General features: G+C 60.8%; 19 protein-coding genes. 15 read left to right on the top strand and 4 right to left on the bottom strand.

Annotated elements, in window-relative coordinates:
* Position 1: 1 nt before the first annotated feature.
* The 12 genes from mltG (at position 2) to ODQ19_RS26030 (ending at position 11,474) form a co-directional block, all read left to right on the top strand.
* Positions 2-1,138, top strand: coding sequence for an endolytic transglycosylase MltG (gene mltG, locus ODQ19_RS25975; protein ID WP_003189280.1), 1,137 nt, complete (start codon positions 2-4; stop codon positions 1,136-1,138).
* A gap of 19 nt (positions 1,139-1,157) precedes the next feature.
* Complete coding sequence (tmk, locus tag ODQ19_RS25980) at positions 1,158-1,790, top strand: dTMP kinase (RefSeq protein ID WP_330211603.1); 633 nt, start codon at positions 1,158-1,160, stop codon at positions 1,788-1,790.
* Positions 1,783-2,772: a DNA polymerase III subunit delta' gene (locus ODQ19_RS25985; RefSeq protein WP_034128434.1), complete on the top strand. Its 990-nt coding sequence runs from the start codon at positions 1,783-1,785 to the stop codon at positions 2,770-2,772. Before tmk ends, ODQ19_RS25985 begins: the two co-directional genes overlap by 8 nt.
* Before the next feature lie 62 nt (positions 2,773-2,834).
* Complete coding sequence (locus ODQ19_RS25990) at positions 2,835-3,620, top strand: TatD family hydrolase (protein ID WP_116668175.1); 786 nt, start codon at positions 2,835-2,837, stop codon at positions 3,618-3,620.
* A gap of 445 nt (positions 3,621-4,065) precedes the next feature.
* Positions 4,066-4,731 carry a TetR/AcrR family transcriptional regulator gene (locus tag ODQ19_RS25995; protein ID WP_003189287.1) on the top strand — a complete coding sequence of 222 codons (666 nt, stop codon included), beginning with the start codon at positions 4,066-4,068 and terminating at the stop codon, positions 4,729-4,731.
* Between the two features lie 139 nt (positions 4,732-4,870).
* On the top strand, positions 4,871-5,839 hold the full coding sequence (locus ODQ19_RS26000; RefSeq protein WP_330211604.1) for a GTP 3',8-cyclase MoaA: 969 nt from the start codon (positions 4,871-4,873) through the stop codon (positions 5,837-5,839).
* A 110-nt stretch (positions 5,840-5,949) separates the two neighbouring features.
* The gene (locus ODQ19_RS26005) at positions 5,950-6,555 is read left to right on the top strand and encodes a DUF4823 domain-containing protein (protein ID WP_116668177.1); all 606 of its coding nucleotides are present in this window, start codon (positions 5,950-5,952) and stop codon (positions 6,553-6,555) included.
* Between the two features lie 16 nt (positions 6,556-6,571).
* Positions 6,572-7,132, top strand: a complete 561-nt coding sequence (locus tag ODQ19_RS26010; protein ID WP_330211605.1) for a DUF1285 domain-containing protein — start codon at positions 6,572-6,574, stop codon at positions 7,130-7,132.
* Between the two features lie 70 nt (positions 7,133-7,202).
* Positions 7,203-7,916 carry a GntR family transcriptional regulator gene (locus ODQ19_RS26015; protein ID WP_116668179.1) on the top strand — a complete coding sequence of 238 codons (714 nt, stop codon included), beginning with the start codon at positions 7,203-7,205 and terminating at the stop codon, positions 7,914-7,916.
* Positions 7,913-8,914, top strand: coding sequence for an ADP-ribosylglycohydrolase family protein (locus tag ODQ19_RS26020; protein WP_330211606.1), 1,002 nt, complete (start codon positions 7,913-7,915; stop codon positions 8,912-8,914). Before ODQ19_RS26015 ends, ODQ19_RS26020 begins: the two co-directional genes overlap by 4 nt.
* 189 nt (positions 8,915-9,103) lie before the next feature.
* Positions 9,104-10,570: a purine-cytosine permease family protein gene (locus ODQ19_RS26025; protein ID WP_116668181.1), complete on the top strand. Its 1,467-nt coding sequence runs from the start codon at positions 9,104-9,106 to the stop codon at positions 10,568-10,570.
* Positions 10,563-11,474, top strand: a complete 912-nt coding sequence (locus tag ODQ19_RS26030; protein WP_330211607.1) for a PfkB family carbohydrate kinase — start codon at positions 10,563-10,565, stop codon at positions 11,472-11,474. Before ODQ19_RS26025 ends, ODQ19_RS26030 begins: the two co-directional genes overlap by 8 nt.
* 116 nt (positions 11,475-11,590) lie before the next feature.
* Here the strand turns inward: ODQ19_RS26030 and ODQ19_RS26035 are convergent, their stop codons facing one another.
* The 4 genes from ODQ19_RS26035 to ODQ19_RS26050 all read right to left on the bottom strand — a co-directional run bounded on the left by ODQ19_RS26035 (position 11,591) and on the right by ODQ19_RS26050 (position 13,958).
* Complete coding sequence (locus ODQ19_RS26035) at positions 11,591-11,971, bottom strand: termination factor Rho (protein WP_330211608.1); 381 nt, start codon at positions 11,969-11,971, stop codon at positions 11,591-11,593.
* A 51-nt stretch (positions 11,972-12,022) separates the two neighbouring features.
* A complete protein-coding gene (locus ODQ19_RS26040; RefSeq protein WP_330211609.1) occupies positions 12,023-12,286 on the bottom strand; it encodes a hypothetical protein in 264 nt (87 codons plus the stop codon).
* 51 nt (positions 12,287-12,337) lie between these two features.
* Positions 12,338-12,676, bottom strand: a complete 339-nt coding sequence (locus tag ODQ19_RS26045) for a hypothetical protein (RefSeq protein ID WP_330211610.1) — start codon at positions 12,674-12,676, stop codon at positions 12,338-12,340.
* An 85-nt stretch (positions 12,677-12,761) separates the two neighbouring features.
* Positions 12,762-13,958, bottom strand: coding sequence for an MFS transporter (locus ODQ19_RS26050; RefSeq protein ID WP_330211611.1), 1,197 nt, complete (start codon positions 13,956-13,958; stop codon positions 12,762-12,764).
* Positions 13,959-14,146: 188 nt separating this feature from the next.
* On the opposite strand from ODQ19_RS26050, the gene ODQ19_RS26055 reads away from it, so the two are divergent.
* From ODQ19_RS26055 to ODQ19_RS26065, 3 genes are all read left to right on the top strand, one after another.
* Entirely contained in the window at positions 14,147-14,626 is a 480-nt protein-coding gene (locus ODQ19_RS26055; protein ID WP_116668186.1) for a GNAT family N-acetyltransferase, read from the top strand.
* 146 nt (positions 14,627-14,772) lie between these two features.
* Positions 14,773-15,594, top strand: coding sequence for an SDR family oxidoreductase (locus ODQ19_RS26060; RefSeq protein WP_330211612.1), 822 nt, complete (start codon positions 14,773-14,775; stop codon positions 15,592-15,594).
* 32 nt (positions 15,595-15,626) lie between these two features.
* The coding region (locus tag ODQ19_RS26065; RefSeq protein ID WP_330211613.1) for a substrate-binding domain-containing protein at positions 15,627-16,208 on the top strand (582 nt) is incomplete at its 3' end.

Consider the following 16,208-nt stretch of genomic DNA (forward strand, 5'->3'; position numbering starts at 1 on the left):
GTTGATACGAAAACTGGTGTTACTGCTGCAGATCAGCCTGGTCTCGGCGGCTTTGCTCGTGGGCTTTTCTGCCTGGAAACTCGACTCTGCCCTCAAGCAGCCCCTGAAGCTGCCTCAGGAGCAGTTGCTCGACGTACCTGCTGGCGCTACGCCGACGGGCACCTTCAATCGTCTGGAAGCCGACGGCGTGCTCGACGATGCCTTTTGGTTGCGCCTGTACTGGCGCTTCAACCTCGAAGGCCAGCCACTGCACAGCGGCGAGTACCGCATGAGCCCGGGCCTTACCGCCGAGGGTTTGATCGGCCTGTGGCAGCGTGGCGAAGTGGTGCAGTACAGCCTGACCTTGGTGGAGGGCTGGAATTTCCGTCAGGTGCGCACCGCCCTGGCCAAGCATGAAAAGATCGTGCAGACCCTCGCGGGCCTGACTGACAGCGAAGTGATGGATAAGCTCGGCCACCCAGGTGTGTTTCCTGAGGGGCGGTTTTTCCCGGACACCTACCGTTTTGTCCGCGGCATGACCGATGTCGAATTCCTGAAAAAAGCCTACAACCGCCTGGACGATGTACTCGCCCAGGAGTGGAGCAAGCGTGCCGCCGACGCGCCCTACACCGACCCTTACCAAGCACTGATCATGGCGTCGCTGGTGGAAAAGGAGACCGGGGTGCCCCAGGAGCGCGGGCAGATTGCCGGTGTGTTCGTGCGTCGCCTGAAGATCGGTATGTTGCTGCAGACCGACCCCACCGTGATCTATGGCCTGGGTGAGCGCTACAACGGTAAATTGACCCGTGCCCACCTTAAGGAAGCCAACCCCTACAACACCTACATGGTCGCCGGCCTGCCGCCCACGCCCATCGCGATGGTCGGCCGCGAGGCGATCCATGCTGCGCTGAACCCGGTACCGGGCAGCAGCCTGTATTTCGTCGCCCGTGGCGATGGCAGCCATATATTCTCGGATAACCTGGATGCGCATAATGCCGCCGTGCGTGAGTTCCAGCTCAAGCGCCGTGCCGATTACCGTTCCAGCCCGGCGCCTGTGGTGAAACCGCTGGAAGATTCGGCACCTTCCAGCGACGCGCCTACCCCCGACGCACCGATCGAGCCCGCGCCGGACACTACCGCGCCGCAAAGCCCGCAATGACTCTGACTAAGGACTGCCTGTGACTGGCTTGTTTATTACCCTGGAAGGCCCGGAAGGCGCCGGCAAAAGCACTAACCGTGACTACCTGGCCGAGCGCCTGCGTGCGCAGGGCATCGAGGTGGTGCTGACCCGTGAGCCGGGCGGTACGCCATTGGCCGAGCGCATCCGTGAAGTGCTGCTGGCCCCGGGTGACGAGCCGATGAACCCGGATACCGAACTGCTCCTGGTGTTTGCTGCCCGTGCCCAGCACCTGGCCGAAGTGATTCGCCCGGCCCTGGCGCGGGGGGGCGTGGTGATCTGCGACCGGTTTACCGATTCCACCTACGCCTACCAGGGTGGGGGGCGGGGTTTGTCCCTTGAGCGCATCGCCACCCTGGAAACCTTCGTGCAAGGCGATCTGCGCCCCGACCTGACCCTATTGTTCGACCTGCCGGTGGAAGTGGGCATGGCCCGCGCCAGTGCGCGAGGTCGTCTGGATCGCTTCGAGTTGGAAGGCCAGGGCTTTTTTGATGCGGTGCGCAGTGCCTTCCTGCAGCGCGCCAAGGCTGAGCCCGCACGTTATTACCTGTTGGACGCCGCCCAGCCGCTGAGCCAGGTGCAACAGTCCATCGACGCGCTGCTGCCCACCCTGTTGGAGCGCACCCGTGGCTGAGTCCTACCCATGGCAGGACGGCCTCTGGCAGCAACTGGCAGGGCGCGCCCAGCATGCCCACGCCTATCTGCTGCATGGGCCGGTGGGCATCGGTAAACGCCACCTCGCCGAACGCCTGATGGGCAGCCTGTTGTGCCAACGCCCAGTCAACCTGGAGGCGTGTGGCGAGTGCAAGTCCTGCCTGTTGCTCAAGGCCGGCAGTCACCCGGACAACTATGTGCTGGAACCCGAGGAAGCAGACAAAGCCATCAAGGTCGACCAGGTGCGCGACCTGGTCAGCTTTGTGGTGCAGACCGCGCAGATGGGCGGGCGCAAAGTGGTGCTGATCGAGCCGGTCGAGGCGATGAACATCAACGCGGCCAACGCCTTGCTCAAAAGCCTTGAAGAGCCGTCCGGCGATACCGTGCTGTTGCTGGTGAGCCACCAGTCCAGCCGTCTGTTGCCGACCATTCGCAGCCGTTGCGTGCAGCAGGCTTGCCCGTTGCCCAGCGAGGCCATGAGCCTGCAATGGCTGGCGCAGGCGTTGCCGGAATGCAGCGCAGAAGAACGAGGCGAGTTGCTGACCCTGGCGGCCGGTTCACCCTTGGCGGCGGTGAAGCTGCAGGCTCAGGGGGTGCGCGAACAGCGTGCACTGGTCGTGGATGGCGTGAAGAAGCTGCTCAAGCAGGAGCTGTCCGCCACGCAACTGGCCGAAAGCGCCTGGAAGGACATTCCGCTGTTGCTGCTGTTCGACTGGTTCTGCGACTGGTCCAGCCTGATCCTGCGCTACCAGCTTACCCAGGATGAGAACGGCCTGGGCCTGGCGGATATGCGCAAGGTCGTGCAATACCTGGCGCAAAAAAGTGCCCAGGACAAGGTGCTGAACATCCAGGACTGGATCCTCGCCCAGCGCCAGAAAGTCCTCGGCAAGGCCAACCTCAACCGCGTGCTGTTGCTCGAGGCATTGCTGGTGCAGTGGGTCGGCCTGCTCGGGCGCCGTTAAATTCCGTGGCCGACGGGTGTATCGTTGGCCCTACCTCTTTTGTGACTTAAGCCCTGATTCCTATGCTCGTAGATTCCCATTGCCACCTTGATCGCCTCGACCTTGCCCAGCACGGCGGCTCCCTCGACGCCGCTCTTGAAGCTGCCCGCCAGCGTGGGGTAGGACACTTCCTGTGCATTGGCGTCAGCGCCGACAACGCCGCCGACGTCAAAGCCCTGGCTGATCGCTATGCCGACGTAGACTGCTCGGTGGGCATCCACCCGCTGGACCTCAAGCCTGGCGAAGCGCCGGCTCTGGACTGGCTACTGGGCGAACTCAACCACCCGCGGGTGGTGGCCATTGGCGAAACCGGCCTGGACTATCACTACGAGCCTGAAGCTGCCGAGTTGCAGCAGGCCTCGTTCCGCCTGCACCTGCAAGCCGCCCAGCAGACGGGCAAGCCGGTGATCGTCCACACCCGAGGCGCCCGTGCCGATACCCTGGCCTTGCTACGTGAAGCCGCATTGCCGCAGGCTGGCGTGTTGCATTGCTTTACCGAAGACTGGGACATGGCCAAGGCGGCCCTGGACCTGGGGTTCTATATTTCCCTGTCGGGTATCGTCACCTTCCGCAATGCCGACGCGCTGCGCGATGTGGCCCGCCAGGTGCCTGCCGACCGCCTGCTGGTGGAAACCGACTCGCCGTACCTGGCGCCCATCCCCCATCGCGGCAAACCGAACTTGCCCGAATATGTACGGGACGTGGCTGATTACCTGGCGATGCTGCGCGGCGAGTCGTGCGAACGCTTTGCCGAGCAGACTACCGAGAACTTCAAGCGCCTGTTCCCGCTGGCCCACGTAGCCGGTTAGAGCGGCTGAATCGCAGGCAAAAAAAACCCGGGTTCTGGGGGGGGAATCCGGGCTAAGACCATTAGGAGTAAAACAAGGGCACGCAGTCCGTCGGTACCCAGGTCGACGCGTCACTTGGGGGAGATGTCGCGCCGACAGTTGAAGTATTGACCACTATCCCATTCAGTCCAGTCGTGATTGATCGTTTTTTAAACAGATTTGGAATACGCGGCCTTCGCTTGAGTTCTCATTGCGCTGATGGGCAAGTTCAGGTGTTGCGTGTTATTTCTGACTGATAGCAGCGAAATCGTTGGCGCATTGAAAGTTATGTGCCTGGCGGGTTCACATAGACATTGCCCAACGACCGTTCAGTCGGGATAATCCCTCGCACCGGGTAAATCGTATCGCCACGTATCCATGGCCCTGCGCAACCCTCCCTATTTCCGACCTCTGCAGACTCTTCCTCATGCACAAAGAACCCCGTAAGGTCCGTGAGTTTCGCCGCCGTGAGCAGGAAATTCTCGACACCGCGCTCAAGTTGTTTCTTGAACAAGGCGAAGACAGCGTCACCGTCGAGATGATTGCGGATGCCGTGGGTATCGGCAAAGGCACGATCTACAAACACTTCAAGTCCAAGGCCGAAATCTACCTGCGCCTGATGCTCGACTACGAGCGCGATTTGAACGAGTTGCTGCACTCGGCGGATGTCGACAAAGACAAGGAAGCCCTGTCCCGCGCTTACTTCGAGTTCCGCATGCGTGACCCGCAGCGCTACCGCCTGTTCGACCGCCTGGAAGAGAAGGTGGTCAAAGGTCACCAGGTGCCGGAGATGGTCGAGGAGTTGCACAAGATCCGTGCCTCGAACTTCGAGCGCCTGACCCTGTTGATCAAGGGCCGTATCAGCGAAGGCAAGCTTGAAGACGTGCCGCCGTATTTCCACTACTGCGCCGCCTGGGCCTTGGTGCATGGCGCTGTGGCGCTGTACCACTCGCCGTTCTGGAGCAATGTGCTGGAAGACCAGGAAGGTTTCTTCCAATTCCTGATGGACATCGGCGTGCGCATGGGCAACAAGCGTAAGCACAGCCCGGAACTGCCGGGCGCCGAGAAGAGCGGCGAAACCCCTGCCACGTAAGTCATTCGCTACAGTGACGGCGCAATGATTTACTGCCAGGCGCAGTAACCCAGGAATATACTCAGGCAAGGACCTTGCTAAAAGCTGAGTTATGAGTCAGCTTTTAGTGCGCCCGAATTATCCTCTGCCGGAGTGATCCATGATCGTTGATCGTCAAGGCAGGCGTTTTCGCAATTTGCGGATCAGCCTGACTTCAGCCTGCAATTATGCCTGTACCTATTGCGTGCCTGACGGCAAGCGGCTGGTGGCTGCCCAGGATGAACTGTCGGCCCAAGCCATGGCCCGAGGCGTGGCTTACCTGATCGAAGCGGCAGGTATCGAGCGCTTGCGCATTACCGGCGGTGAGCCGTTGGTCAGCCCCAAGTTGGAAGCCTTCATGGGGGCGGTAGGGCAGATGGGCCTGAGCGACATCAGCCTGACCACCAACGGCCAACTGCTGGCGCGCAAACTGCCGTTGCTGGTGGCTGCCGGTATTCGGCGTATCAATGTCTCCCTCGACACGCTGGATGCCGATGCTTTCCGCAGCATCGCCCGTGGCGGCGACCTGGCCACCGTGCTTGATGGCATGGACCAGGCCAGTGCTGCCGGAATCAAGATCAAGGTCAACATGGTGCCGTTGCGCGGCCAGAACCTGGACCAGGTGATGCCGCTGCTCGATTACTGCCTGGCGCGTGGCTACGAGCTGCGCTTTATCGAACTGATGCGCATGGGGCACCTGGCCAAAGACTCCAACGCGTTCCTGCAACAGTTTGTCAGCTTGCAACAACTGCTCAGTCTGATCGGCGAGCAACACGAATACCTGCAAGCCAACGCACCCGTCGATGCGACGGCGGTACGCTACGAAGTGCCGGGCAAGGGCTTCTTCGGTGTGATCGCCAACGAGAGCGTACCGTTCTGCCGCACCTGTTCGCGGTTGCGGTTGTCCTCCACCGGTTGGCTGCATGGCTGCCTGTCGTCCAGCAATCGCCATTATGTCGGTGACTTGCTCGGTCAACCGCGCCATCAAGCGTTGCCAGCGTTGCAGGGCTTGTTGATGAAGGCCTTGGCCGACAAGCAGGAAGTGGCGTTCTCCGGCGGTGCCACGATCATGAAGATCATTGGTGGCTAAGCAGATATTGCGGGTTCACACATTTGATTTGTGGCGCAGCTGACTGGCGCGGATTCTGCATCCCACGCCCCATTCGCCGGTTTCCTGTCACCGGCCTCTGGAGGATTAGGATGCGTAGTCTGGTTTTGCTGCTGGCGTCATTGGCCCTGGGCGGTTGCATGACCGTCAGTGATATGGCCGAAGGCACCCGCTATCAGATGAGCGATGCCGGGCTGCTCGATCACAGCGATACGCGGCGTACTGCCTCGGTGCGCATACAGCCGGACTCCTTTGTGTTTATCGCCCAGGGCGCCTTCGTGCCGCCGGGCAGCGCCTACCCGCGGCCTAATGTGGTGGCCGAGGAAGCCTTCAATGGCTTCGTTGAATATTTCCCCATGGTGCGTCGCGCCCGCCAGCCGGAAGGTCTGGAACAGGCCATGGCCGAAGCCCGCGACGCCGGTGCCCACTACCTGCTGTATTGCCGCTTTGCGGCAGCCGATGACCGTATCGGCAACGCTGACGAGTGGACCGACCAACAAGCCCTGGACCGCCTTGGCCTGGACAGCGGGGTGATCCAAGTCATGTTGATCGAGACCAGCACCCAGTATTTGATTGATACTGCACGTATTCGCAGTCGTGGCGGTTTACTGACGTTCCACGACACATCGCCACAAGATTTGATCGCCCGCCCCCTGGCTCAATATGCCCGCGGTTTGCTAGGTATGAGTGATCAGTAAGACAGAGGAGCCCGCCATGACCGATTCCGCCAAGGCCAATGATTTATTGGCCCAACTGCCCAAGGGCAAGGGGCCGGCACCGGTGCATCTGTGGAACCCGGATTTCTGCGGCAACATCGACATGCGCATCGCCCGCGATGGCACTTGGTTCTACCAGGGCACACCTATCGGGCGAAAGCCGATGGTCAAGTTGTTCTCCAACATCATCCGCCGCGATGGCGATGATTATTTCCTGGTGACGCCCGTGGAGAAGGTCGGCATCCGCGTCGATGATGCGCCGTTTGTCGCAGTGACCCTGGATGTGCAAGGGCAGGGCGAAAGCCAGGTATTGCGCTTTACCACCAACGTCGACGAACAGGTCGAGGCAGGCCTCGAACACCCGTTGCGGGTGGTGACCGACCCCATCACCCAGGAACCCGCCCCCTATGTGCGCGTTCGCACCAACCTCGAAGCCCTCGTGCATCGCAACGTTTTTTACCAGTTGGTGGAGCTGGCGGTGAGCCGTCCGATCAACGGTCAGAACTGGCTTGGCGTCTGGAGCAGCGGGGAGTTTTTCCCCATCGGCCTGGAGCCCTGAGGCGGTTTTTGGCTTCAGCCTGAAATAATCCTCTTGCGGTAAACGCGCGCTTTCGGTTATCAATTTGTACATGATTAGACATGTTCGATTTGATAAGAAAAAACGCGTCGTCGACGAACTCATCCGCCGTATCGAGGGCGGGGTCATGGCCGACGGCTTCCTGTTGCCCGGCGAGCACCAACTGGCCGAGGAGTTTGCGGTCAGCCGGGGCACGCTGCGCGAGGCGCTGGCCGAGCTCAAGCGTCGCAACTACATCGCCACCCAGAGCGGCGTCGGTTCGATTGTCACCTTTGACGGCATGGTGTTGGACCAACGCAGCGGTTGGGCCCAGGCCTTGGCCGATACGGGCGCTCAAGTAAGCACCGACGTCCTGCGTTTCGAAGCCGTGACGCGCCCGGATCTGTTCAGCCGTTTCGGCACCGACCAGTTCATTACCCTCGACCGCCTCCGACGCACGGCTGACGGTACAGCGGTGTCGCTGGAGCGCTCGTTGATGCCGGCCGTTGGCGATCTGGAAAACCTGCCCCACATTGGCCTGATCGACAACTCCCTGACCATCACCCTGGCCGCCTACGGCTACGTCGGGGCCGACGGCGACCAGTGGATCGGTGCCGAACCCCTGAGTGATGAAGACGCCGAATTACTCGGGCGCCCCAGCGGCACGGTATTTCTCAAGGCGTCGCGCACCACCTATGATCGTCGCGAGCGTTTCATGGAGCATGTCGAAAGCCTGCTCGACCCGCTGCACTTTCGCCTGCACCTGCAGTTTGGAGCGCCAAAATGACCCGCGAAAATCGCGCACTCGGCGCGTTCTATGGCTTGGCCCTGGGCGATGCCTTGGGCATGCCCACCCAATCCTTGAGCCGCGAGCAGGTACAACAGCGCTTCGGTGCCATCACCGCCTTGGAAGACGCCGACGCCGACCAGCCCATTGCGCCCAACATGCCTGCCGGTTCCATCACCGATGACACCGAACAAGCCATCCTGGTTGCCGAGTTACTGGTGCAAGGCCAGGGCCAGATCGAGCCCGCCGTACTTGCCCTGCGCCTGATCGACTGGGAAGCGGGGATGCGCGCCAAGGGTTCCCAGGACTTGCTCGGGCCGTCCACCAAACGCGCGATCGACATGATCCTCGCCGGCCATACCCCGGAAGAATCCGGGCGCTACGGCACTACCAATGGCGCGGCCATGCGCATCACCCCGGTGGGCATCGCCGCCGATGTCAGCGACCCGGGGCGGTTTGTCCAGGCGGTGATCCAGGCGTGCCAGGTTACCCATAACACCAGCCTGGGTATTTCCAGCGCTGCGGCCGTGGCGGCTGTGGTCTCGGCTGGCGTCAATGGCGTGGACCTGGGTGAAGCCCTGAATATCGGCACCCAGATTGCCCGACAGGCCGAAAGCCATGGTCACTGGGTCGCGGGTGGTCGCATTTCCACCCGCATCAGTTGGGCTCGCACCCTGAGCGTCGGCAGCGGCGACAAAGCGTTGTTTGCCGACCTGCTTTACGAGTTGATCGGTACTTCGGTGGCTTCTCAGGAATCGGTGGTGGTCTCGTTTGCCTTGGCCCAGCAAGTGGCGTCCGGCGACATGAATGCCTTCGAAGCCCTGTGCCTGGCGGCCAGCCTGGGCGGAGACACCGACACCATCGCCGCGATCCTCGGCGCCATGCTGGGGGCGTGCCTGGGCATGCAGTGCTGGCCTGAGGCGTTGGTTGAACAGGTCAAGCGGGTCAATGGATTGGATGTGCAAACCTTGGTCCAAGGGTTATTGGCCTTGCGATAAACACAAATCTGATGTGGGCGCTGGTTTGCCTGCGATAGCGGTTTTCCAGTGGCTGATGGGCTGGTTGCCCACCGCAATCGCAGGCAAGCCAGCTCCCACATTAAAAAGCGTTGGGTCAGGAAGACCGGATAAAGATTCGACTCGCTGCCACAACCACAACAACAATACAGGCACCAGGAGCACCCTTTCATGAGCAGCCCTTCTTCCGGCCAAAGCGTCGGGCAACTGGAAACACGCGGCATCGAGCCGGTCCCGGAAGGCGAGTGCAACGGTCATCCGCTGCAACTGTTCTGGGTGTGGTTCGCGGCCAATATCAGCATCCTCGGTTTGCCCCTTGGTGCAACGCTGGTGGCGTTTCGTGGCCTCGCCATCTGGCAGGCGATCATCGTCGCGATTCTTGGCGCCGCTGGCTCCTTTGCCGTAGTGGGCATTATCTCCATCGCCGGTCGCCGTGGTCGCGCGCCCAGCCTGACCTTGTCCCGCGCCATCTTCGGTGTGCGCGGAAATATCGGCCCGACATTGGTGTCGCTGATGTCGCGCCTGGGTTGGGAAACCGTTAACACCACCACTGCAGCCTTCGTGTTGTTGTCGTTGAGCTCCATCCTGTTCGGCTCGGCAGTGGAGGCGAAAAGCGCGCCGCTGCTCACCCTGATCTTCATCGCCATCTTCGTGCTGCTGACCCTGGCCGTATCGGGCCTGGGCCACGCCACGTTGCTGGTGATTCAGAAGTGGGCCACCTACGTATTCGGCGGCTTGAACATTCTGGTGGGCGGCTTTCTGTGCGCCACCATCGACTGGAGCGCGGTGTTCAACGCCACCCCGGCGCCGTTGAGCGCGATGATCATTGGCGTAGGCACCATGGCTGCCGGTACCGGTATCGGTTGGGCCAACGCCGGTGCAGACATGTCGCGTTACCAGCACCGCAGCGTCAAGGCCGTGCGCCTGGTGGCCTCCGCCGCGTTTGGTGCAGGTATCCCGCTGGTGCTACTGATCACCCTCGGTGGTCTGTTGTCGGTGGGTAACAATGACCTGGCATCGGCCACCGACCCCATCATCGCGATCCGCGACATGCTGCCGACCTGGATGGCCGTGCCGTACCTGATTACCGCGTTCGGCGGGCTGTTGTTGTCGAACAACCTGTCGGTGTATTCGGCCGGTCTCACCACCTTGACCCTGGGCTTGAAGGTCAAGCGCGTGCATGCGGTGATTGTCGATATCGTGGCGATTTTTGCCGGCTCCATCTACTTCATGCTGATCGCCGATAGCTTCTATGGCCCGTTCATTACCTTCATTTCGCTGCTGGCGGTGCCGATCACGGCGTGGGTCGGGATCTTCGTGGTCGACTTGATTCACCGTCATTACTACAGCCCCACCGACCTGCTGGACGTCAGCCCCAGCAGTGCCTACTGGTATCGCGGTGGCGTGGAGTGGCGTGCATTTGGCGCCTGGGCGGTGGCCATTGTGCTGGGCTTCAGTTTCACCACCATCGGCACCACCGCCGAAAACATCTGGTTTGCCGGGCCGCTGTCCGATTCCTGGCTGGGCCATAACGGCCTGGGCTGGATCGTGACCTTCCTGGTGGCTGGCGGAACCTATGCAGTATTGGGCGGCGCGGCTGACCGTCGTCCGGCTTTAGTCGAGAGCGCCAATGTCTAGATTGCTGCACACCGGCCAGGTCATAGTCGACCTGGTCATGAGCCTCGACACCCTGCCGGCAAGCGGCGGTGACGTGCTGGCCAACTCCGCCAGTTTCCAAGTCGGTGGCGGTTTCAACGTAATGGCTGCGGCGCGGCGCAATGGGTTGCCGGTGGTTTACCTGGGGCGCCATGGCGAGGGGCGCTTTGGCGAGCTGGCGCGCGCCGCGATGCAGGCCGAAGGTATTGAAATGGCCTTGGCGGCCAGCGCTGGCAAAGATACCGGGTTGTGTGTGTCGCTGACTGAAGCGAGCACCGAACGCACCTTCATCTCCCATCTCGGTGCCGAGGGTGAACTGAGCGCCGACGACTTGGCTCAGATCGTCCCGCGTGTCGATGACTACGTATACGTCAGTGGCTACAGCTTACTGCTTGAAGGTAAGGCGCAGCCGTTGCTCGACTGGCTGCTGGCGCTGCCGCGAGAGATCGTGGTGGTGTTCGACCCAGGCCCGTTGGTCAAGGCGCCGGACTCGGTGTTGATGCGCGCGTTATTGCCGCGTATCGACATCTGGACCAGCAACGGCCCTGAAGCCCTCGCGTTTACCGGGGCGACGGATATGAGTCAGGCGCTGCCCATGCTGAATCAGCACTTGCAGGCACTGCTGGTTGTGCGTGATGGACCCAATGGTTGCTGGGTAGGGCGTGGGGCAGACAGTGAGCATGTACCAGGCTTCAAGGTTCAGGCCGTGGACAGCAATGGCGCGGGGGACGCACATGCTGGCGTATTTATTGCCGGGTTGGCGAAGGGCTTGAAACCCGTTGAGGCGGCGCGTCGAGCGAACGCAGCGGCGGCATTGGCGGTAACCCGCTGGGGGCCGGCCACTTCCCCTGGCGTCACCGAAGTCGACGCATTGCTGGCTGAATAAATACGCACAACCCTGTGGGAGCGGGCTTGCTCGCGAATGCGGGGTATCAGTTGAAGCATGTGCTGACTGACACACCGCATTCGCGAGCAAGCCCGCTCCCACAATGGGGTCTGCGCTTAGCCTGCTTTTTTCAGCGCTTGGATCAACTCATCTTTGCGCATCGTCGAGCGCCCACGAATATCCTTGGCCCGCGCCTCTTTCATCAAACTTTCCTTGGTCTGCGTACTCAGCGAAGCACGGCTGCTGCGTGGGTGGCCTTCACGGCTGGCAGCGGCACGCTTGGCGGATTCCTGCCGGTCCTGGGTTTTCTTGGCCGGTGCTTTGCGCCTGCCTGATCCGCCGGCTTTTTCACCACCGCCGGACTGTTTGTTGACGGTCGCCCAGGCACGAGCTTCGGCTTCATCCTTGGGCAACCCTTTATGCTCATAACTGTCTTCGATATGAGCGGCCTTGCGTTTCTGTTCATCGGTGTATTTGGCTTTGCTTCCACGAGGCATCGCTAAAACTCCTTCTGGCCCCAGTCGCGGGGCCAGACCAGAAATGGATTACTAAGTGCTCTGAGCGTCTAGCTTGCGCGCCTCATCCACACCAGAAGCGGTGAGCTTGATCGGCAGGTTCAACGCGTATTCGCCGGCGTCGTCGGTGGTCACATGCCCATCCTTGATCAGCCCGCGGTCCTGCAGGAACGCCAAGACACTGGCGACCTCTTTTTCACCGCGGTAATTGTCCAGCACCTCCTTGCCCAAGCCTTGCGGATGGGCGTGCAGCAGGCGGGTGAGGACTTCTTTTTCAAGGTTTCTATCGACGTTCATGCGTACCTCTTCACTGGGAAATGATCGGGTGTTGGTCGTACCAGGGATGTATCAAGGCGCTGGTTGTTTCTGCGCGCCCGGGATGTTCGAGTCGTCGCCCTTGTTGACCTTCGGCTCATTGTTGCTCGTGCCTGGGCCCATCTTGCCGTTGCCCACGGCCGCCGGTGCCTGGCGCTGGGTGTCGTTGCCTTTGGTGCGTGGGTCAGCGCTGTTGTCGATGATCGCGCCACCGTTGGTGTCCATGCCGGTGCCCATGGATTTTTGCGATTCGGTAGTGGCGTCCGGCGTTGGATCGGTGGGGCCAGTGGTCGAGCTCGCCGCGAAGGCGCTCAAGGACGCGGCAGACAACAGGCCGGTGAGGGCGAGGGCAGCAAATTTGGAATTTTTCATCAGGGTGTCTCCATATGATTAATGTCCTTACCCTGTATTGGTCTGCCCGCGATTGCTGATCGTGCCGGGATGGCGACGAACGGTATCAGCTCACATGTATCACTTTATGTGCCGATACTCGGCGCGCTATCAAGCGCGCCACCGTGATCGCCCAGTTGAGTGCGGCGATCACCAGTACGCTCAGCATCATTGTCGCAAGGCCGAAGTCGACGATGATCTTGCCTGCGAGCCAGGGAAACCCGAAGACGCCGATAAAGTACGCCAGGCTGAACAGCAACAACGCCTGGGAAGTGGTGCCGCTGGGCGCTTCGTTGGCCACCAGGCCGTTAATCACCGAATACGTCAGGCCATACCCGATCCCTAGCGTGGCGGCCGCGAGCACATAACTGAGGTTACCGCTGACACCAAACGCGAACAGCGCGATCGCGCCGAACATCACCCCGGATAACACGCAGGCAGCCTGGTACGCATCGCGCTTGACCACGAAACCGGCGATCAGCAGGCGGCTGGTAATAGCCGCTGTCAGGAAACCCGCGAAGAACAGCGAATAGTCCAGCTTATGCGCCACGGCATAGCTGGTCTGGAACGAAGACAGCCCCCCGAATACGCAGCCGCCCAGTCCGACCATCAGGATGGCGAACGCTGCCTTGGAAGACAGTACGCGGCGGCTTGCGCGCCAGGAAATCCTGGCGGTTGGCACATTCGCGTGCTGTCGCAACCGAGAGCCCATGCGCCAGAACATCACCACCCCGGCGAGGCTGGCGAGCCCGGCGATATAAAACGCGATGGTCAGGGGCAGGTCCAGCGCAGTGGTGGCGCGTCCCAGCAAAGGGCCGGAACCTATGCCGCTCAACATACTGCCCGAGAGCAATGCGAAATATTTGGCCCGCTGGCGCGGTTCCACCAGCAGCGTCACGATGATCGGGCCCAGGGTATAGAACACGCCCCAGCCCAAACCAAGAGACAATCCAAACAGCATCAAGCCTTGGCCAAACCCTGGCGTCAGGGCAAACCCCAGGCAGGCCACCACCAACAATAAACCGGTGCTCGAAATCGCTCGCGCCGCGCCTAGCGCATCGGCCAGATGCCCGGAAAGGACCACCGCTACAAAGGTGCTGAGCATCGCTGTGGCAATGACACTGCCCGCGTCGTGTTCATTACCGCCACGGGCATGGATCAGCAGTGACAACAAGAAGGTCGAGCCGTAAGACAGCGACAACAGGAAACTGGCGAGGCAGAACAGCGCGAATGTCTTCGTGCCCACGGGTGGCGTAGCGTGCATGAGCAGGTCTCTGATCGTTGGATTTATGCTCATTGTTTACCATGGGCGCCCATCGGCTAAGTTCTGTGGTTGCTGATGCTTGCATCACCCCGCGCCGGAGTGAAACGCGCTTATTGGCATCAATTGCACTGCAAACGGCAATCAAACCGTCTTAGTATGTGGCCTTTGAATTTGCCCAAGGCTCGCCCATGACCATCGAGATTCGCCCCGCCGTGCCCAGCGATGCTGCGCAGATCCTGACCTTTATCACTGAACTTGCCGAGTACGAGAAAGCCCGGCATGAAGTGATCGCCAGCGTGGTGGATATCGAACGCAGCCTGTTCAGCGAAGGCGCCACGGCCCATGGCCTGATCTGCTTGCGCGACGGCTTGCCGATTGGCTTTGCGGTGTTCTTTTTCAGTTACTCGACGTGGCTGGGCAGTAACTGCCTGTACCTCGAAGACCTGTACATCAACCCGGAACAACGCGGCGGCGGGGCCGGCAAGAAGTTGCTGCGCCACTTGGCCAAGATCGCCTTTGACAATGGTTGCGGGCGCTTTGAATGGAGCGTGCTGGACTGGAACGAGCCCGCGATTGCCTTCTACAAGTCCATCGGCGCCCAGCCTCAGGAAGAATGGGTGCGTTATCGCATGGAAGGCGATGCCCTGCGCGACTTCGCCCAAGGCTGAAGCCTCATTCCTGTAAACACCCAAGATCCATTTTTTCAACTTTTTCTCATTATGTGGGACGATAATTTATATATTGAGATATTTCAGGCGATGGGTTTATAGTCGCCAGCATCAGCACTCACTACAAAAAATAAAAAGGTGAAGCGATGCAGGCGCAACCGTTGTCCCTACCCGCCGTGCCCGAGCCCACTTACGGTGAGCGGCTGAAGAACAAGGTGGTGATCATCACCGGCGCCGCCCAAGGCATTGGCGAAGCCATCGTTGCCTGTTTCCAGGCCCAGCAGGCGCGGTTGATCATTGCCGATATCCAGGGCGACAAAGTCGAGAAAATCGCCGCTCATTGGCGCGAACACGGTGCGCAGGTTTACGCCCAACCGGTTGATATCACTTCCAAGGATCAGTGGCAGGCATTGGTCAACCTGGCCATCGAGCGCTTTGGCCGCGTGGATGTGCTGGTCAACTGTGCCGGAGTCAACGTGTTCCGTGACCCCCTGGAGATGAGCGACGAGGATTGGCGCCGCTGTTTCGCCATCGACCTCGACGGCGCATGGTACGGCTGCCGTTCGGTGCTGCCGCACATGATCGAGCAGGGCATCGGCAACATCATCAATATCGCGTCCACCCATTCCAGTCACATCATTCCCGGTTGCTTTCCTTACCCTGTCGCCAAGCACGGCCTGCTCGGCCTCACCCGTGCCCTGGGCGTCGAGTACGCGCCCAAGGGCATCCGCGTGAATGCCATCGCCCCCGGCTATATCGAAACCCAGCTCAACGTCGATTACTGGAACGGTTTCCCAGATCCCCACGCCGAACGCCAGCGCGCGTTCGACCTGCACCCGCCCAAACGCATTGGCCAGCCCATCGAAGTGGCCATGACAGCACTGTTCCTGGCGACCGACGAGGCGCCCTTTATCAACGCCACTTGCCTGATGATCGATGGCGGGCGGTCTGTGATGTACCACGACTAAAGCGTTTTTCAATAACAAGAAGGAGGTGGTCCATGTTCAAGCAAACACTCGGTGCTGTGGCGCTGGCGATGGCGTTCTGCGGCTCGGTACCGGCTGAAGAAGTGAAGATCGGTTTCCTGGTCAAGCAGGCCGAGGAACCCTGGTTTCAAACGGAGTGGGCATTCGCGGAAAAAGCCGGCAAGGAGCATGGTTTTACCGTGATCAAGATCGCCGTGCCCGATGGCGAAAAAACCTTGTCGGCCATCGACAGCCTGGCCGCCAACGGCGCCAAAGGCTTCGTGATCTGCCCGCCGGACGTGTCCCTGGGCCCTGCGATTGTCGCCAAGGCCAAGGTCAACGGTTTGAAAGTGATGGCCGTGGATGACCGCTTTGTCGATGCCAAGGGCAACTTCATGGAAGACGTGCCGTACCTGGGCATGGCCGCGTTTGAAGTCGGCCAGAAGCAGGGCGCCGCCATGGCCGCCGAAGCGAAAAAACGCGGTTGGGACTGGAAGGATACCTATGCGGTGATCAACACCTTCAACGAACTCGACACCGGTAAAAAACGCACCGACGGCTCGATCAAATCCCTGGAGGAGGCCGGTATTCCCAAGGACCACATCCTCACCGCTGCG

Source organism: Pseudomonas sp. AM4(2022) (assembly GCF_036346515.1).
GTDB lineage: Bacteria > Pseudomonadota > Gammaproteobacteria > Pseudomonadales > Pseudomonadaceae > Aquipseudomonas > Aquipseudomonas paracarnis.